Here is a 16,493-nt window from a genome sequence, read left to right on the forward strand (position 1 = left end):
GAAGATGACGAATCAAAATAACCGATCTAAATGGGATTTCGGCAGATTTTTGCAAACGCTGACCTATTTCGAGGTAATTCCTTTCTTCAACTGCCTTCAGCGGTTGCTGCAAGGTCGTGCCAAGGATAATAAAGACAAACCTATTGGAGGAAAGCGCGTGGGAGTGATACTGGTCGCTGGGGCAACGGGTGGTGTCGGTAAGCGAGTCGTGCGGCGACTGGTTGAACGGGGATATCAAGTGCGTGCCCTCGTCAGAAATACTCACAAAGCGCGAGAAATGCTTGGCGACAACGTAGAACTCTTTGAGGGAGACATCACCATCCCAGAAACCTTGACTGCGGAAATGATGCCGAACGTCACTGCTGTAATTTGTTGCACTGGCGTTCGGGTGCAGCCAGTCGGGGGAGATACACCGGATCGGGCTAAGTATTATCAGGGTATCAAGTTTTATATGCCCGAAGTTGTAGACAGTCCGGAAATCGTGGACTATCAAGGCATCAAGAACTTAGTGCAAGTTGCTGCTAACTACTTTACCCCTCTTACTGAGGGGGGATCTGACGAAAAAGTGGTATTTGATTTTACTAATCCATCAGATGACATCAAAAATACTTGGGGTGCGGTGGATGATGTCGTTATGGGTGGTGTAAGCCAGAGTGGGATGCAACTGGTGGAAGGCACAGCGCTGTTTGCTGGCAACGTGTCAACCGACAACTCTGGTGGCTTTGCTTCCGTTCGCACCCGCAACTTTGACACTCCGATTGATTTGGCAGGATACAAGGGTGTGGAATTGCGCGTTAGAGGCGATGGAAAGCGCTACAAGTTCTTCATCCGCACAGAAGCCAGATGGGATGGCGTTGCTTATTCTTATTCCTTTGATACCGTAGCAAATACCTGGATGAATGTTCGCGTTCCCTTCGCTGACTTAATTCCCGTGTTTCGCGCCAAAACTTTGCAAGATGGCGAACCAATTAATCCCAGCAAAATTTGCTCGTTCCAGTTGATGCTGAGCAAGTTTGAATACGACGGAGAACTAAATCCAAAGTTTTCACCAGGCGGCTTTGCTTTGCAGGTGGAATTTATCAAAGCTTATGGCGGCGCGATGCCTCAATTTATCATGGTCAGTTCGGCGGGTGTGACTCGTCCCGGTCGTCCCGGCATTAATTTAGAAGAAGAACCGCCAGCGGTGAGAATGAACGATCAACTAGGAGGAATCCTTACTTGGAAATTGCGCGGGGAAGAGAGTGTCCGTGAAAGTGGTATTCCTTACACAATTATTAGACCTTGTGCTTTGACTGAAGAACCGGGAGGCAAGGCGTTAATTTTCGAGCAAGGTGATAATATCCGGGGCAAAGTCAGCCGAGAAGATATTGCCGAATTGTGCGTGCGATCGCTAGAACAACCCAAAGTGTGTAATCTTACCTTTGAGGTAAAAGAGGCAGAAGATACTCAAAGTTCTCCCGACTGGGAAAGCTTATTCTCCAGCTTGCACGATCGCATCGCCGCAATCAAATCCTAAAACAAATAGACTTCTTGCATCTGCGGTTTCATCAGAAAATCAACTGCGTGCAAGAAGTCTACTAATCTTCACAAATATTTGCCTCTCCCTACTTTATTCCCTCAAATTGTCCTAGAAAAGTTGGTTGAGGACGGATAATCTTAACCTCCAAAACGGCTTTCACAGTCGCTAGTGCTTCCCGCGTCGTATAGGATTTCATCACCCGATCTCCATACCGTCCCCAATCGGGTGTGCCCAAGCCGATCGCATTTACACCTAATTGACGGCAAGTATACACGGCGCGTGACAGGTGGAACTGCTGCGTGATGACAACCGCCTGCGTCACACCAAAAATCTCTCGTGCGCGATAACAACTTTCATAAGTGCTGAAACCAGCGTAATCCAGAGTAATATCCTTAGCAGGTACACCGCGATCGCTTGCGTAACGCTGCATCACGCTCACCTCATCGTAGTCGGTGCGACTATTATCCCCCGTCATCAAGAGTTTTTTGACGCGACCCATCTGATAAAGTTGGATAGCAGCTTCCACCCGATCGGCTAGCATCGGCGTTGGGCTACCGTCGGGCAACACTCCTGCACCAAAGACAATGGCGACGCGCTCAGCCGGAACTTGGGAGGCATCGGTGTAGCGATCGCTTCTGGTGACTGCACTCACATAGTAGATCGTCGCGGGAGCGATCGCGGCACTTCCCAACACTAGGAGCAGGAAAACACGACGCCAGTTAGACAAAAACCATTGACGCACGCTCAATCAAACTCCCCCCAAACGTTATCCGAAATCTGTTCTAGCTAGCCTCAAGGAATTGCATCCCAACTCCGGAAAACATCAATAGGTCAAAAAACCCCTCAAAAAGAAAAACCCCTGGCTTGTCTCCAGGGGTAAACATCAGGGTGCATCTACTAATCTTTGTTTTACATCAGCAAGGTAGCTGTATCCGGAAGAAATCTAATTTCTATGCTCCTATGTCTTAAGTTCAGGACTTACGCAGAAAAGATCCCCCAACCCTCGATAAATTGGGGGCTTTAGAGGTTCCCCCCAATTTATCGGGGATCAAGGTTTGAAGGTTTCAGTGCGTAAGTCCTAAAGTTGTTATTCTCATCAGAATCAGGACTTACGCAAAGCTTATACATATAGCGTTCTTGTCGGTTCAATCCCCCTGTGGTTGCGGTGGCAAATGTGGTGATGTTGCATAAGTCCTGAAATCTCTCGTGCGCGATCGCTTTCGGGTCGAATTCAGGAATCTTAGAACTGAAAATAAAGCCAACAGTGGCACCGATCTGTTTCTGGCTGGATAGCGTGTTTTTAGAAATCTTTGCGCGATCGCCCTGTTCCTGAAACGCCACTAACCTTTGACGCCGCTACCTGTATCTGTCGGCACAATATATCGCTGCAAAAACAGGAAAACAAGCAGCACTGGGGTAATGGAAATGACAGAACCCGCTGCAACCAGTCGCCAATCCAGGGATAATGCTCCGGCAAGGGTGGCGACGCCTAAAGGCAAGGTGTAATATTCGGGTCGGTCGAGGACAATCAAGGGCCAGAGGAAGTCACTCCAAGAACCGATAAAAACAAAAAGAGCCAAGCAAACCAGTGCTGGGCGAATTGCCGGAAGCATGACGTGCCACCACAAGCCTAGCTCAGAGCAACCATCCATTCGGGCGGCTTCTTCCAGTTCTTTGGGAACACCCTGAAATGCTTGCCGCAGCAGGAAAATCCCAAAGGCAGAGGCGACGCTTGGCAAGATAACTCCCAAATAGGTATTTCTCAAACCCAGCTGCACGGTCAAGATGTACAGGGGAATCATCACGATTTGGAACGGAATCATAATCGTGGAGACGACAGCTGCAAAAACCATGTCTCGTCCCCGAAAATCTAGCCGTGCCAACGGGTAAGCGGCAAGCGAGCAGAACAGCAGATTTAAGCCCACAGTCAGCACTGCCACCAAGGTACTGTTGAACAAATACTGACCAAAGGGATTGGTTTGCCAAACTGTGATGAAGTTCTGGAATGTCGGCTCTCGTGGCACTAGCTGGGGTGGGAACTGAAAGATATTTTCATTTGGAGATTTTAAGGAGGTACTGATCAGCCAAATTAGGGGAAAGAGCATCACTAGCGCGATCGCTCCCAGTAACCCATACATCCAAAGAGTTTTAACTTTTGAGTTTTCAGTTTTAAAAAGGCGATAAATCGCGTTTGAGTTTTGAGTTTTGGAATTCATCATTTGGCGACAGTAGCTAATTTTTTGTAATTTGAATTAATAAATAAGAAAATAAACAACTATCACTGTTTTTGCCAACCATTTATAATGTTTATTTTGAAAAAATACTTGACTTTAATATTATTAGGTCATATTATAGTAATTGTATTGGTCTAACCAAATGCTTGCTAAAAGTAGGTGGTTGGAGCGCAGAGGACATTGTCCTCTGCGCGGAAATTAAAAATTTAAAATTGAGGATTTGATATTTCATCGCATCATCCTCAATCCCGTTTCTGTACAAACAGCCTGCAAAGATTTATCCCAATTATCAATCGGCAACTCTTGGTAGCAAGCAAAGTCAAAGATAATGCCGATAGTTAATTTGGTCGCCCATTCACCTGAACTGAGCAAGCGATCGTAATAACCTCCACCATAACCTAAACGATATCCCCGCACATCACAAGCTACAGATGGCACAAGAATTAAATCTACCTCAGTTGGCTGTAAAATGGGGGCATCTGGGTGCGGTTCAAGAATACCATAAGCACCCTTTTGTAGGGATTCTCCGGGTTTCCAGAGATGCCAGATGAGAGTATCGCCAACACAGCGAGGAAATCCCCATTGGCGACGATCGGTAATTAGGGGGCTGAGGTCAGGTTCTTGTCGAAAACTGAAATAAGCTAAGACAGTTTTCGATTGGGTAAATAGGGGCGAAGATTCGAGGTAGGTACAGATGCGATCGCTCTTTTCTCTCCATTCTTCCACAGGCATCAATTGCCGTGCTTTGAGAAGCGATCGCCTCAATTTCAGTTTATTCAGTTGATTATCGACTTTGTTCACAAGCCTTATAAATATAGGTTTATTACGAGGTGATGCTAGCGTCTATCCCCTGGTCTCGATATCCTGGGGACTTGTTTTGCGATCGCTAACGCGATTTTCGCTCCTGAAAACACAGAAACCCGTTTTGCTAAACAAAACGGGTTTTTCACACTTGCGAGTTTTTCACATTTACTCAGCGTGTTGCCGATACCAATCGATCGTATTCTTCAGTCCTTGCTTGAAGTCAACTTGGGCAGTGAAGCCAAACTCTCGGCAAGCCCGTTCTGTATCTAAGCAGCGGCGCGGTTGACCGTTCGGCTTATCAGTTTCCCAGATAATTTCGCCCTGATAATCCATCAGTTCGCAAATCAGTTCTACCAAAACCTTGATAGAAATTTCATAACCCGTTCCCAAATTGACGGGTTCTGCGCCATCGTAGTCCTGCGTACCCATGACGATACCCAAAGCAGCATCCGTTGAGTAGAGAAACTCGCGGGTAGGACTCCCATCGCCCCATACAGGTAGATGCTTGTCGCCTCTAGCTTGAGCTTCGTGTACTTTGCGAATTAAAGCTGGGATCACGTGGGAACTATTGGGATCGAAGTTATCTTCTGGTCCGTACAAGTTCACTGGCAACAGGTAAATGCCGTTAAAGCCGTACTGCTGCCGGTAAGATTGGAGTTGCACCAGTAAAGCTTTCTTAGCAACGCCATAGGGGGCGTTGGTTTCTTCCGGATAGCCATTCCAGAGGTCATCTTCTTTGAATGGCACTGGCGTGAACTTGGGATAAGCGCAGATAGTGCCCACACAAACAAATTTTTGAACCCCTGCGTGATAGGCAGCATGAATCAGTTGAGCGCCCATCATCAGGTTGTCGTAGAATAATTCAGCGGGTTTTATCAGATTCAGACCGATGCCACCGACGTGAGCGGCGAGGTGAATCACGACATCCTGCTGCTCAACGGCGCGTTGACAGTGTTCTAAGGAGCGGAGATCGGACTCGCGCGATCGCGGTATTGTAATCTTGTTTTGATCGGCTCCGGCTTTACACAACCGATCTATCACCTGACGTCCCAAAAAACCAGCTCCGCCAGTGACGAGAATCCGTTTATCGCTCAAATCTAAAGTTGCCATATCTCTTGCCATCCTCCACTGGATTCAGGATATCTCCAAAAATTGATGAGTGATGAGTTAATTCAAAACTCATCACTCATCACTCAGTAGGGCACGGGGATCGCCCTTGCCCCTACAATTCAAAACGATTTAATCGTGCATACTACCTACATTCTGGCGAATCGTGGCAAGATCCAGAGGCGAGTGCAAACCGTTGCCATTCGGACAAGTCAAGCCCAAAGCTTGCATATCCGCTTCCACCATCAAGCGAACTAATTCTTCAAAAGTAACCGATGGTTTCCAACCCAGCTTTTGGTTTGCCTTAGTGGGATCGCCAATCAGTAAATCTACTTCAGCTGGGCGCAGATAGCGTTCGTCAAACTCCACGTATTCTTGCCAATCTAGGTTGACGTGTTCAAAGGCAATATCCAGAAACTGACGAATTGAGTAAGTTTCTCCCGTGGCTACAACGTAATCATCCGCCTCCTGTTGCTGTAGCATCAGCCACATTGCTCTTACATAGTCTTTTGCATAGCCCCAATCCCGCTTGGAATCGAGATTACCCAGGTAGATTTTTTTCTGTTTACCAGCAATAATGCGGGCGATCGCTCTGGTAATCTTGCGCGTTACAAACGTCTCTCCTCTCCGTGGACTTTCGTGGTTAAACAGTATTCCGTTACACGCAAATAGTCCGTATGATTCCCGATAATTCACCGTTTGCCAGTGAGCGTAAAGCTTCGCACAGGCATAAGGACTGCGGGGGTAAAACGGTGTGGTTTCCTTCTGAGGCACTTCTTGTACCTTACCAAACATCTCAGAAGAACCCGCCTGATAAAACCGTACCTCAATGCCGGTACGCTGCTGGTAGTCCCGAATCGCTTCCAAAAGGCGCAGCGTCCCCATCCCGACTGCATCAACCGTATATTCCGGCGAGTCAAAACTAACGCGGACGTGGGATTGGGCACCTAAATTATAGATTTCTACCGGCTGGACTTGCTCTAAAATCCGGCGTAGCGTCGTGCCATCGGTTAAGTCGCCGTAGTGCAAAAACAACCGCACACCCTCTTTGTGAGGGTCTTCATACATATGATCGATTCGGTCTGTATTAAACGTAGAAGTCCGGCGAATGATCCCGTGAACCTCATAGCCTTGCTCAAGCAAAAATTCGCTCAAGTAAGAACCGTCTTGTCCCGTAATGCCCGTAATTAGCGCTCGTTTGCGTTGCGTCATACTTAATATTCCCTATAGCCTGTGACGAAACAATCGTCTTAACAGTAACTGGTAATTCTCCTGTGAGTTTTCTCTCGCTAATGTCGCAGCAAAAGTCACTCGCACCCAAATTTATGAAAAATCCCTCTGTAAGCAGAGGAAATTCTTAAGTCACTCCTTACGTTAACTCAAAATCTCTGGCGCAACATCAGGAATATACGTAGATTCTGCTAAGCATCGGCAATAAGACTTACGTATTTCAACGGTGGACTGAATGTTAATCAAACAGGAGGAGAAAAGCTTCTTGCAAGAGTACGTACAACATCTGCTGCATAAGTTCCGAGCCACACACATTGATTAATCGCCATCACGGCAACCCACTTATCTAGACCGTGAAATTAGACATGAAGAGTTTACCCGCTGTCGAGGCAAGCGTAACTCCCACTCTTCTACAACTCATCAAACAATGACTGGCAAAGTACTACAGCTCTCTCCACGCCTGGAGGAAAGCTGTAGGAGTCGTTCAAAGAACTTTATTTGAGGGATGGATTGCCGAACATCGGCTATGTTTCAGTAGGCACCATTGTCTTTGGGAGAAACGACAACGCCAATTGTTTTTACAACCAGCCACAAATCCAGCCAGAAATTCCTGGCATTGACGTAATAGACATCTATCTGCACTCGGCGCGGATAAGGGATGTCATTGCGCCCAGAAACTTGCCACAATCCGGTGATTCCAGGTCGAATCGTCAGCACTTTGTCAATGTGATGCCCGTATTTTGACAACTCCTCGGCAACCAGAGGTCTTGGTCCGACAACGCTCATGTCCCCTTTAAGAACGTTCCAGAATTGGGGAAACTCATCCAGGCTAGTCACCCGTAGGAATTTACCAATCCATGTAATTCGAGGGTCGTCTTTGAGTTTGAAATTATCCTCGAATTCCTGACGCAGATGGGGTGAGGTTGCCATCATTTGCAGCAACACTTCGTCTGCATTTGGCACCATCGTTCTGAATTTGAGACAGCCAAAAGGCTGATGATTTTTCCCTACCCGTTCCTGGACATAAAAAATCGGACCTCGTGTGCTAAGAGCAATCAGCAAGGCCAACAGCAGGTAAACGGGAGAAAACAAAATCAAAACCGATAGCGAAAACAGAACATCAAAACATCGCTTAGCGAAATCTCGGTCTAGACGCTGTAGGGGGAGGTCTCGCTGTTTGCTCAAACCTCTGGGCCTACCTGTCGGCGCGAGTGGTTGAAAACCTCGCTTCACGAACGCCCACAACATCTTGCCGGAGATAAGTTGGCTTTCGGCAGTCATCTTACTCCTTCACTTCACACCACACAGTCCCGATCATAAAGCCACAAGACGCCTGAAGACAGCGAATGGAGTCCCAGAAAGTAGAATTCGGTCATTAGTCATTGACCATTGGTCATTGGTCATGGGTTTTTAGCAACCGGCTAACATACCATGACTGATGATTAGGAACGAATAACTGAGGATGACTGAAATTCTTGATAACAGCGCTCTAGAAAGGCTAGATAGCGCTTCTGGAAAATTTGAGGGGCGAACTGAGAAGCGCGTACTCTAGCAATCTCTGGATTAAACAATCCTTGCGACGCCTCAAAGGTTTTTACCGCTTCTATCAAAGCCGCTTCTGTTTGGGCTGGAAAAAATAAGCCAGTCCCCTGTGTCGGGTGTTCCCGAATATCCAGAACGGTTTCTAGCGCCCCACCAGCACCATAGGCGATCGCAGGAGTGCCACAAGCTTGGGCTTCTACCAACGCCATGCCAAAGTCTTCACAGGCTGCATATACAAATGCTTTTGCTTGAGCCATATACTGCTCAACAACATCATCTGGTTGTGACCCTAGCACTTTTACATTGGGTTTCGCTAGTTGGCGCATTTCGTCAAGTTCCGGACCCGTGCCAATCACCACAAGCGGGCGTCCCAGTTGGTTAAAAGATCGGACAATTAAAGATACTTGCTTGTAACTCACCAGCCGGGAAACGGTGAGGTAAAAATCTTCTTTTTGGGGCTGAAAGGAAAACCGCTCGATATTGACGGGTGGATAAATGACTTCTGCTTGACGCCGATAGCAGCGCCAGATACGACGTGCGGTGTGTTGGGAGTTGGCGATAAAATAATCAACACGGTTTGCGGAGAGGACATCCCACTGACGCAGTTGATGGAGGAGATACCGCGTCAGGATGCCTGGGAGACCCCGTCCTAGTCGGCTACTGTCTAGGTAATCAAAAGTTAAATCCCAGGCGTAGCGCATGGGCGTATGGCAGTAGCAGATATGCAGTTGTTGCGGACTGGTGAGGACTCCTTTGGCGACGGCGTGGGCAGAGGAGAGAATTACGTCATAGTCGCGTAAGTCCAGCTGTTCAATCGCTAGCGGCAATAGGGGGAGATATTTTTGGACGCCATTGCGGGCTTTCGGGAAGTGTTGCAGGAATGTGGTGCCAATGGGGCGATTGAATAGATAACTTTCGGGATTGGTGGATTCAAAGTCAATTAGGGCATAGAGGTCGGCATCAATGTGCTTGAGGATTTCTCGGACAACGAGTTCTGACCCGCCAGTAGCTTGGGGGGTCAACCATTCATGGACGAGGGCATACTTTAATGACAAAGCTGACTTCACAGTTGCGCGTACTTAAGGGCTGAGTGTAAATTTTACTCACTCCTCAGCCAGCGATCGCTCACCAGAAGCGATCGCTTTCGATTTGCCACTAATTATTTCCCTTGCTGGCTTTGCCCTTTGAATAAATCAGCACCGTTGAGCATGGGAATAATCCCGTTGCCGCTGAAGACAGGCAGCTTGCCGTCCCACTTTTGCATTTGTTCGTAACGAATTAAATCGGCAGTGATGCTACGCGATAAAAGTTGGTTGGCTTCCGCCTGTGCCTTCGCCCTTACTTTGATCGCTTCTGCTTCTCCCTGGGCTTCTACTTTTACCTGCTGGGCTTTGATTTTAGCTTGTTCGTAGGCATAGTTCTGCTGTTCTGCGGCTTGTTGCGCCTGAATTTTGGTGTCGAGAGCTTGTTGCAAAGAAGCAGGCAGATGAACTTCTCGAACCCCGAAGGAGACGAGTTCTAGATGGCGTTTGCTAAATTCCCGACTCAGTTGTTCAGAAACTTGTTGGGCAATCTCGCCGCGCTTACTAGCGGTGATTTGTTCCCAGCCATGCTGAGAGACAATAACGGGCACCTGCGATCGCGTGTACTGTCGCACTACCCGATCTTCCACTATTTCGATTGGGGCACCTCCCCAGTCTTGGTACAGTAAGTTGGCTTCGTTCCGTTTTACTTGATACTGAATTACCACATCTAAATTCAGCTGTTGCCCTTCGTTGCTTTGCACTTTAATCGAGTCATCCCCTTCCATCTGCCCCTCAGTACCTTTTTGCACCATTGAATAGGTTTGAATAGTGATGGGATACTCTTGGATATCCTGGGAAAGCGGGTTAATAAAAGCCCAACCAGGCTCTAAAGCATTGGTGACGACTCGGTGGGATGCTTTATCAAACAAAATGCCGACGTAACCGGGGCGAATGGTGCGCCACACGGTTTTTAGCAGCATTAAACCCATAATTAGAGCCAGAAAGGTAAGTCCGGCGACAACGACTGGCCCGGGGGCAATGGGCGTAACAAATCTAGGAGGTTTAGGAGAGCGATCGCTCTTTAACGGAGGAGGAATGTCAGGACTGTTTGACGACATAAAAGTGAAAATCCCAGTTGATTGATTAGGGATGTATTCCGCCGATTGCTACAATTCTGCCAGTTCCAATGCAGTAATCCTGGTAATTTGTAAGGATATTTCAAGAAATTGCCGTAATGGTCAGTGGGTAGGTTAGCCCGACCGTGCTAACCTACTTGTCAGTTGTTGGTTGTTTCTTTCTTTCGCTACTGACCACTGACACTTGAGTGATTCTCCAATCCCCAACACTTTTTCGGGCAAAATCTGGAGTTTGAGGCGGAGGTGTCGGTGGCAGTTGGGGAAGCCTGCCAGAATATAACCCATTCTCACTTGTTTGATGACACCTCCGGGACACTCTTGCTGCCGTGTCTCTACGAGGATTTGTATTGCACGCTCCTAAAAGAACCGCTTCATAGCAATACTAAGTGATTCGCCTTCCAACTAAAAATGTCCGACGACTCGCATTCGCGGCTAAACAAACAAAGCCTGCTCTCGTCAGGCTTCATTCTTCTAGCCCCAGGCTTCTAGCCTGTGGGTGTATATTTGCTGCCATCGGGATGCTCCCGATGGGTTTCGCTTATGCTCTACCCATCCTAAAAATATTAGCTCCATCTACTTACCAGAACAGTAGCTATTAATTGCATTCACTAAATCTTTCTCTGGACTATAGGCTTTTTGCAATTTTTTAAATCCGGCATCAACTGCTGGGAAATCCCTTTTTTTAAGAGCTGCAACATATTCGCGGGTTGCTTTACTACTATCTCGATACATTCTAATAAAATCAGCTTGAAACTTTTTAAGCTTTGCATCGTTGACTCTGATATTTGTCATTCCTTGAGCTGATTTATCCCAAATATCGGCTGTTTTGACTAGCGCTTCGGGAGAGCTATTCTTACCTCCATTGGTAACGGTTTTGGTTTCATTAACCGTTTCGTTGGTAATCTGGAATATCTTTTGACACTGAGTGATTTTGCTGTCGCTGCAACTGACGCTCAAGAAACTGACGGCGGCGATCGCGGGAAGGATGACAGCATACCGACGAAGAAAGTGCATGAAAACTCTCCTGATGAGTTGATGGGTACTTCCACTTTATTTCCCTGGGATTGACAGCCAATCGGGATACGATGGCGGCGCGAGAGACTGAGATTAAGATTCAGTCTCTTCGGTTGCTTCGATGGCATCCACAAGGCGTTGTAAAGCTTCTGTCAGTTGCATCAACCGCACCAGAGAATCATCCTGGGTTTCTGCCAAGGTTTGCACCGCATCGCTTAAGGCAAAGATTTGGTAGTGTTGCTGTTGGACTTGATGCCCCTGTTCTTGTACTTGAATGGTGAGGGCATCCACTCGGTCAGCAAGGCGGTCAATTGTCTCATTGGTGGCAAGTACTGCCTCTCTAAGATTTCCCTGTTGTTGTACTTGAATGGTGAGAGCATCTACTCGATCGGCAAGACGGTCAATTGTCTCAGTGGTAGCGAGTACTGCCTCTGCAATTTGTTCAACAATCGATTCTAAACGACTTAATCTAACTTCCACTCCAGAATTATCCATGACGATGCTGATGCCATTGCCAAGCGTCAGCAACGATTTTACTCAGGTCTGCGTATTGCGGACACCAACTGAGGATTTTTTTGGCTTTGTCGCTGCTGCCGACTAAAATAGGGGCGTCCCCGGCACGGCGATCGCGTTCTACTGCGGAAATCTCTCGACCCGTTACTGCCTTGGCTGTCTCAATCACTTCTCTAACTGAGAAACCGTTGCCATTCCCTAAGTTAAAGACATCGCTCATTCCCCCTTGCAGGAGATACTCTAACCCTAAAACGTGGGCATCTGCCAAGTCGCTGACGTGGATGTAGTCCCGAATTCCGGTGCCATCAGGTGTCGGGTAATCGGTGCCGAGAATGAAGATCGATTCCCGTTTGCCCAAAGCTGTCTGGAGTACCAGGGGAATTAGGTGCGTTTCTGGTTCGTGATCCTCACCTAGCAAACCGTCGGGATTCGCACCAGAGGCATTGAAATAGCGGAACGCCACGGACTTGAAATCGTAGGCGACATCAAAATCCGCCAGAATTTTCTCTACCATCCACTTACTCGTCGCGTAAGGACTGAGGGGATTTTGGGGATGGTTTTCGGTCATGGGAACTTCCTGCGGCATCCCGTAGATAGCGCAAGTAGAAGAAAAGACAAATTTCTTCACGTTTGCCGCCACCATTGCTTCTAGCAGTGTCAGAGTGCCGGTGACGTTGTTGTGGTAGTATTTCGCGGGATCGGTGACGGACTCTCCTACAGCAATATAAGCAGCAAAGTGCATGACTGCCGCAATGTTGCGAGTGGCAAAGAGTTGGTCAAGTAGAGCGCGATCGCTCATATCTCCCACTACCAGCTCTACCTTGAGTACGTCATCCACCAATTCCCGATGTCCGTACACCAGGTTATCCAATACCACCACCCCATAGCCTGCCTCGATCAGCGCCAGTACGGCATGGGTTCCAATATATCCAGCTCCACCCGTCACCAGAATGGTTGGTTTGACTTGCGACACGTTCAATCCCTTCTCAAAACTTTGATATCAATGCTTTATAAGGATAGCTAACTGAGGGCAAAGCGTTCTTCTAAGTAAGAGAGCCTGTTTTCCTCATCAACACTTTCCTTCACCAAACTAGCGATCGCCTACCTCTTTCATCTGAAAATCGCCCAGAAATGCGGAAGCATCCGTATTTCTGGGCGATTCAAAATTATATCTTAGAGATTTTTGAGGCTGGTGAGGTTACAAACAAGCGCTTTAGCGACATTGATTACTTTTGATGGAGTGCGCGATCGCTTTGTGGGTGTCGTGGCAATACCGCTTTAGAGGTTTCTGCTGGCTTGTCAGGGCGTTCTTGACAGCGAGGCAACCTGTGTAAAATCGGCAGCTTTTCATCTTCGAGACTCTCTACCGTACATAAAATCGGTCTTTTATTGTCCGCACCTTCTACTGGTACGGGTGAGAGTGTATTTCCTTGAAAGTCTGTCAGAATTTCTGTCTTGGGTGGTTGGTTCCCGGTTTCCGGTTGGGGATTTGAACTAGGGACAGGGGTAGGAGTTGGTGCGGGAGTTGGCGCGGGAATTGGCGCGGGAATGGGCGGTGGAGGAGTGGTGTTGATGGTAATATTGCCCCGAACAGTTCCACCTGGGAAAGATTCGGGGGGCGAAATCGTAGAAGTGCCCGTGGTGATGGCTTGGGCAGTTCCATTCGTTGTGGGATCGCCAACGACAAAAGGAGTTGCGGGGACTGGGACTCCCCCGTGATGGTTGATATTAATGGCTCCACCCCCACCCGTCCCCGTAGTGTTAATGCTGGGGTTGTTGTAAGTAAAAGTTACGAACTTATTATCTACGGTGAGATTTTGTCCCGCCGCGATATTTACATCACCGCCTTTGCCACTGCCAAGACTCTGAGCATCGATGATTTTGGCGGCGATATCATTGCCAGCAATCAGCGTGATGTCACCGCCATCGCCAGAGGAAGAGCAAGAATTGCACTTAGAACTGGAATCTATCGTTTCAGTCTTGATATTGCTTCCTGCTGTAATAGCGATCGCGCCGCCAGTCCCAGAAGCCGTCGTGCCAAAGTTATCAGAAGAGGAAAATATATCTCCGGTTGTGATATTTCCCGATGGGGCGCTGAGGGTAATTGCACCCGCGTTACCGGGGCGATTCCGGGAGTCTAAATTGTAAACTTGATTGACTGGATCGGCGGCATTGATAGAACCATTAGTGCTAGTGATACTAATATTTCCCCCAGACGACTGAATCGTTCGGACATTAATATCACCCGGTGCTGACAAGGTAACATTTAATGGTTCGGCTGGCCCAAATAAATCATCAGATTTGATAGTTCCTGCAACCGTAATCGTTCCCGGCGAGGCAGGAGATTTCACAAATGTTGTGTAGGAGGGATTTGCGCCTGCGTCGTCAAAATATTCGGGAGATGCACCCGGAATAGGTTCGGTGAAGAGTACGTTATCGGTTGTACCAGCCGCACCCGCTTGTAAAATCAAGGCACGGCTAGAAGGGTCTACCTCTGGATCGATCGCATTAATGACGACATCTCCACTAATCGTAATTTTTCCGGCTGCTATTATCTTGAGCGAAGCACCCGTATAAGAATCCAGCATGACATCGCCATCGGAAGTAATGATGGGATCGTAGATACTTTGAAACTTGCCGCCTGCTCCCGATAAGTTGAGAATTGAGAAATTCCCACCTGCTGAATAGTGAGCATCTCCAGAAATCACTCCATCACTGATTAAACTGAGGTTGCCGCCACTTTGAAAGGGTGTTTCTGGGTGATTCAGCGCCAAAATATCAACCGCTTGATTGCCTTGAACGGTAAGATTACCTCCCGCCTTCGCCACAAAAGGAGTCGCTACGCTATCTCGCACTCGCACGGTATCTTTTGCCAGCAAATTCATATCTCTAGATGTCTGCATCTGGCTTTCAACTAAGGTTAAATTGTGGTTTGCTGAAAGAGTAGCTGTTCCCGAATTGAGTTGACGGACTACCACGTCCCCCGCTTCTACTTTGATACCAGAACCCGTTAGTTCCACCTCTCCTTTGCTATTTGTAGTGAGTCCACTGGCATTTCCCGCTTTGCTACCCGTTAGTAGCTGAGGTAGCGAGGAAACTGTTCCGGTTGAAGACTGACTAGCATTAGGAGAAATGGGTTGAATCTCTAAACTTAGCAATTGTCCGGGTTGACTAATCCGTAATGTATTCTGTCCTGGTACCGCTGCCACAATCAGTTTACCGCCTGGTGCTGACAGAGTTCCCTGACTGACAACAGTGCCACCCAGCAGGGTGAGATTTTGTCCTGTTTTAACAGCTAGTTCTCCAGAGTTGACAATGGCACTCGGTTGAGCAGTATTAAATGAAAAACTGCTGGGTGTTCCCTTTAATGCTGCGTAATTATTATCGCCGATAGCATTAAAAAAATTAGAGCCAAAATTAATACTTGTAGCACTGGTTGCGGTGAAGCTTCCCGGCACATCCAATCTGGCATTGGCACCAAATATAATCCCCGAAGGATTCATTAGGTATAAATTTGAATTTCCTCCGCTGACTTTAATTAAGCCATCAATTGTAGAGGAATTGCCACCTACCACTCTGCCTAAAATATTTTCAATCTTGGGATTAGAAATAAAGTTAGCTATTTGGTCTGCATTAAGGTTAAATTGCTCAAAGCTGTGGAAAAGGTTTGCTCCATCACCAGAGAGTTTTCCTCCGCCAATATCGATTGTATTGCCTTCGGGAACGGCGATAGTGCCTGTACCATCTTGAGCTGGAACAATCGTTTCTGCCTGTGCCGGTTTCACAGCGATCGCTGGTGCAACGGCAAGTAACCCAAGCAATACGCCAGAACTTTTAAAAGCTAATTTCATCTGGTGTTAACCCATCGGAGTCATGATTTATCCTGCTCCTCATTACCAGGATTTATGGAACCATCAGGATTTCAAAAACACCTAATCAATAGATAAATAAAATATTTTTAAAAGCAAAATATTTGAAGATTTATTTCCGTAAATTTATGGGTAAAATTATTTTTACCTACGCATAAATACGAATCTTTTACCCAGTTTACGGTCAATCATTATTTTTGCTTTTGAATAAAAATAAATTTTTGATTCCGCGATACTTTAGCACTATAAATTTTGTGTAAATTTACTGAAAATTGAACTACTTTCCGGATTAACAGCCAAAAACCACGAACTATCTAATAAGGATTGTTCTAGGGCAATTTTGCCAAATAAAAGTTACGTATATTCTCGGAGGATTAAATTGCTCAGTTTTGGTAAAGAGTCTATCTCTGGTTACAACTCTTTTCCTAATTTCAGTATTGCCAGATTTTTTAGGAACCCGATAAATGTTTAATTTGCCAAACATCTAGGTTAGAAGCTAA

The 16,493-nt window shown here is 47.0% G+C and carries 15 protein-coding genes; 1 reads left to right on the forward strand and 14 read right to left on the reverse strand.

Annotated features, from left to right (window positions below):
* The first annotated feature begins 4 nt into the window (after positions 1-4).
* A complete protein-coding gene (locus tag ACFW2W_RS21135; protein ID WP_378182783.1) occupies positions 5-1,516 on the forward strand; it encodes a CIA30 family protein in 1,512 nt (503 codons plus the stop codon).
* 88 nt (positions 1,517-1,604) lie between these two features.
* Here the strand turns inward: ACFW2W_RS21135 and ACFW2W_RS21140 are convergent, their stop codons facing one another.
* From ACFW2W_RS21140 to ACFW2W_RS21205, 14 genes are all read right to left on the reverse strand, one after another.
* The gene (locus ACFW2W_RS21140) at positions 1,605-2,261 is read right to left on the reverse strand and encodes a vancomycin high temperature exclusion protein (protein WP_378182787.1); all 657 of its coding nucleotides are present in this window, start codon (positions 2,259-2,261) and stop codon (positions 1,605-1,607) included.
* Between the two features lie 296 nt (positions 2,262-2,557).
* Positions 2,558-2,860: a hypothetical protein gene (locus tag ACFW2W_RS21145; protein ID WP_378182790.1), complete on the reverse strand. Its 303-nt coding sequence runs from the start codon at positions 2,858-2,860 to the stop codon at positions 2,558-2,560.
* Entirely contained in the window at positions 2,860-3,738 is an 879-nt protein-coding gene (locus tag ACFW2W_RS21150; RefSeq protein WP_378182793.1) for a carbohydrate ABC transporter permease, read from the reverse strand. The genes ACFW2W_RS21145 and ACFW2W_RS21150 overlap by 1 nt, the downstream gene beginning before the upstream one ends.
* A 243-nt stretch (positions 3,739-3,981) precedes the next feature.
* Positions 3,982-4,554, reverse strand: a complete 573-nt coding sequence (locus ACFW2W_RS21155; RefSeq protein WP_378182796.1) for a 5-formyltetrahydrofolate cyclo-ligase — start codon at positions 4,552-4,554, stop codon at positions 3,982-3,984.
* Positions 4,555-4,722: 168 nt separating this feature from the next.
* Entirely contained in the window at positions 4,723-5,667 is a 945-nt protein-coding gene (locus ACFW2W_RS21160; RefSeq protein ID WP_378182799.1) for a GDP-L-fucose synthase family protein, read from the reverse strand.
* A gap of 129 nt (positions 5,668-5,796) precedes the next feature.
* On the reverse strand, positions 5,797-6,876 hold the full coding sequence (gene gmd, locus ACFW2W_RS21165; RefSeq protein WP_378182802.1) for a GDP-mannose 4,6-dehydratase: 1,080 nt from the start codon (positions 6,874-6,876) through the stop codon (positions 5,797-5,799).
* A gap of 549 nt (positions 6,877-7,425) precedes the next feature.
* Positions 7,426-8,175 carry a sugar transferase gene (locus ACFW2W_RS21170; protein WP_378182805.1) on the reverse strand — a complete coding sequence of 250 codons (750 nt, stop codon included), beginning with the start codon at positions 8,173-8,175 and terminating at the stop codon, positions 7,426-7,428.
* A 161-nt stretch (positions 8,176-8,336) separates the two neighbouring features.
* Positions 8,337-9,503 carry a glycosyltransferase gene (locus tag ACFW2W_RS21175; protein WP_378182808.1) on the reverse strand — a complete coding sequence of 389 codons (1,167 nt, stop codon included), beginning with the start codon at positions 9,501-9,503 and terminating at the stop codon, positions 8,337-8,339.
* A gap of 92 nt (positions 9,504-9,595) precedes the next feature.
* On the reverse strand, positions 9,596-10,579 hold the full coding sequence (locus tag ACFW2W_RS21180; protein ID WP_378182811.1) for a prohibitin family protein: 984 nt from the start codon (positions 10,577-10,579) through the stop codon (positions 9,596-9,598).
* A gap of 132 nt (positions 10,580-10,711) precedes the next feature.
* Positions 10,712-10,882 (reverse strand): hypothetical protein, encoded by a 171-nt coding sequence (locus ACFW2W_RS21185; RefSeq protein WP_378182814.1) that lies wholly within the window; start codon positions 10,880-10,882, stop codon positions 10,712-10,714.
* A gap of 288 nt (positions 10,883-11,170) precedes the next feature.
* A complete protein-coding gene (locus tag ACFW2W_RS21190) occupies positions 11,171-11,611 on the reverse strand; it encodes a hypothetical protein (protein ID WP_378182817.1) in 441 nt (146 codons plus the stop codon).
* Positions 11,612-11,704: 93 nt separating this feature from the next.
* Entirely contained in the window at positions 11,705-12,106 is a 402-nt protein-coding gene (locus tag ACFW2W_RS21195) for a hypothetical protein (protein WP_378182820.1), read from the reverse strand.
* Positions 12,099-13,097, reverse strand: a complete 999-nt coding sequence (gene galE, locus ACFW2W_RS21200; protein ID WP_378182823.1) for a UDP-glucose 4-epimerase GalE — start codon at positions 13,095-13,097, stop codon at positions 12,099-12,101. Before galE ends, ACFW2W_RS21195 begins: the two co-directional genes overlap by 8 nt.
* Positions 13,098-13,350: 253 nt before the next feature.
* Positions 13,351-15,975, reverse strand: a complete 2,625-nt coding sequence (locus tag ACFW2W_RS21205) for a filamentous hemagglutinin N-terminal domain-containing protein (RefSeq protein ID WP_378182826.1) — start codon at positions 15,973-15,975, stop codon at positions 13,351-13,353.
* Between the last annotated feature and the right edge of the window lie 518 nt (positions 15,976-16,493).

The organism is Coleofasciculus sp. H7-2 (genome assembly GCF_042747725.1).
Taxonomy (GTDB): domain Bacteria; phylum Cyanobacteriota; class Cyanobacteriia; order Cyanobacteriales; family FACHB-T130; genus FACHB-T130.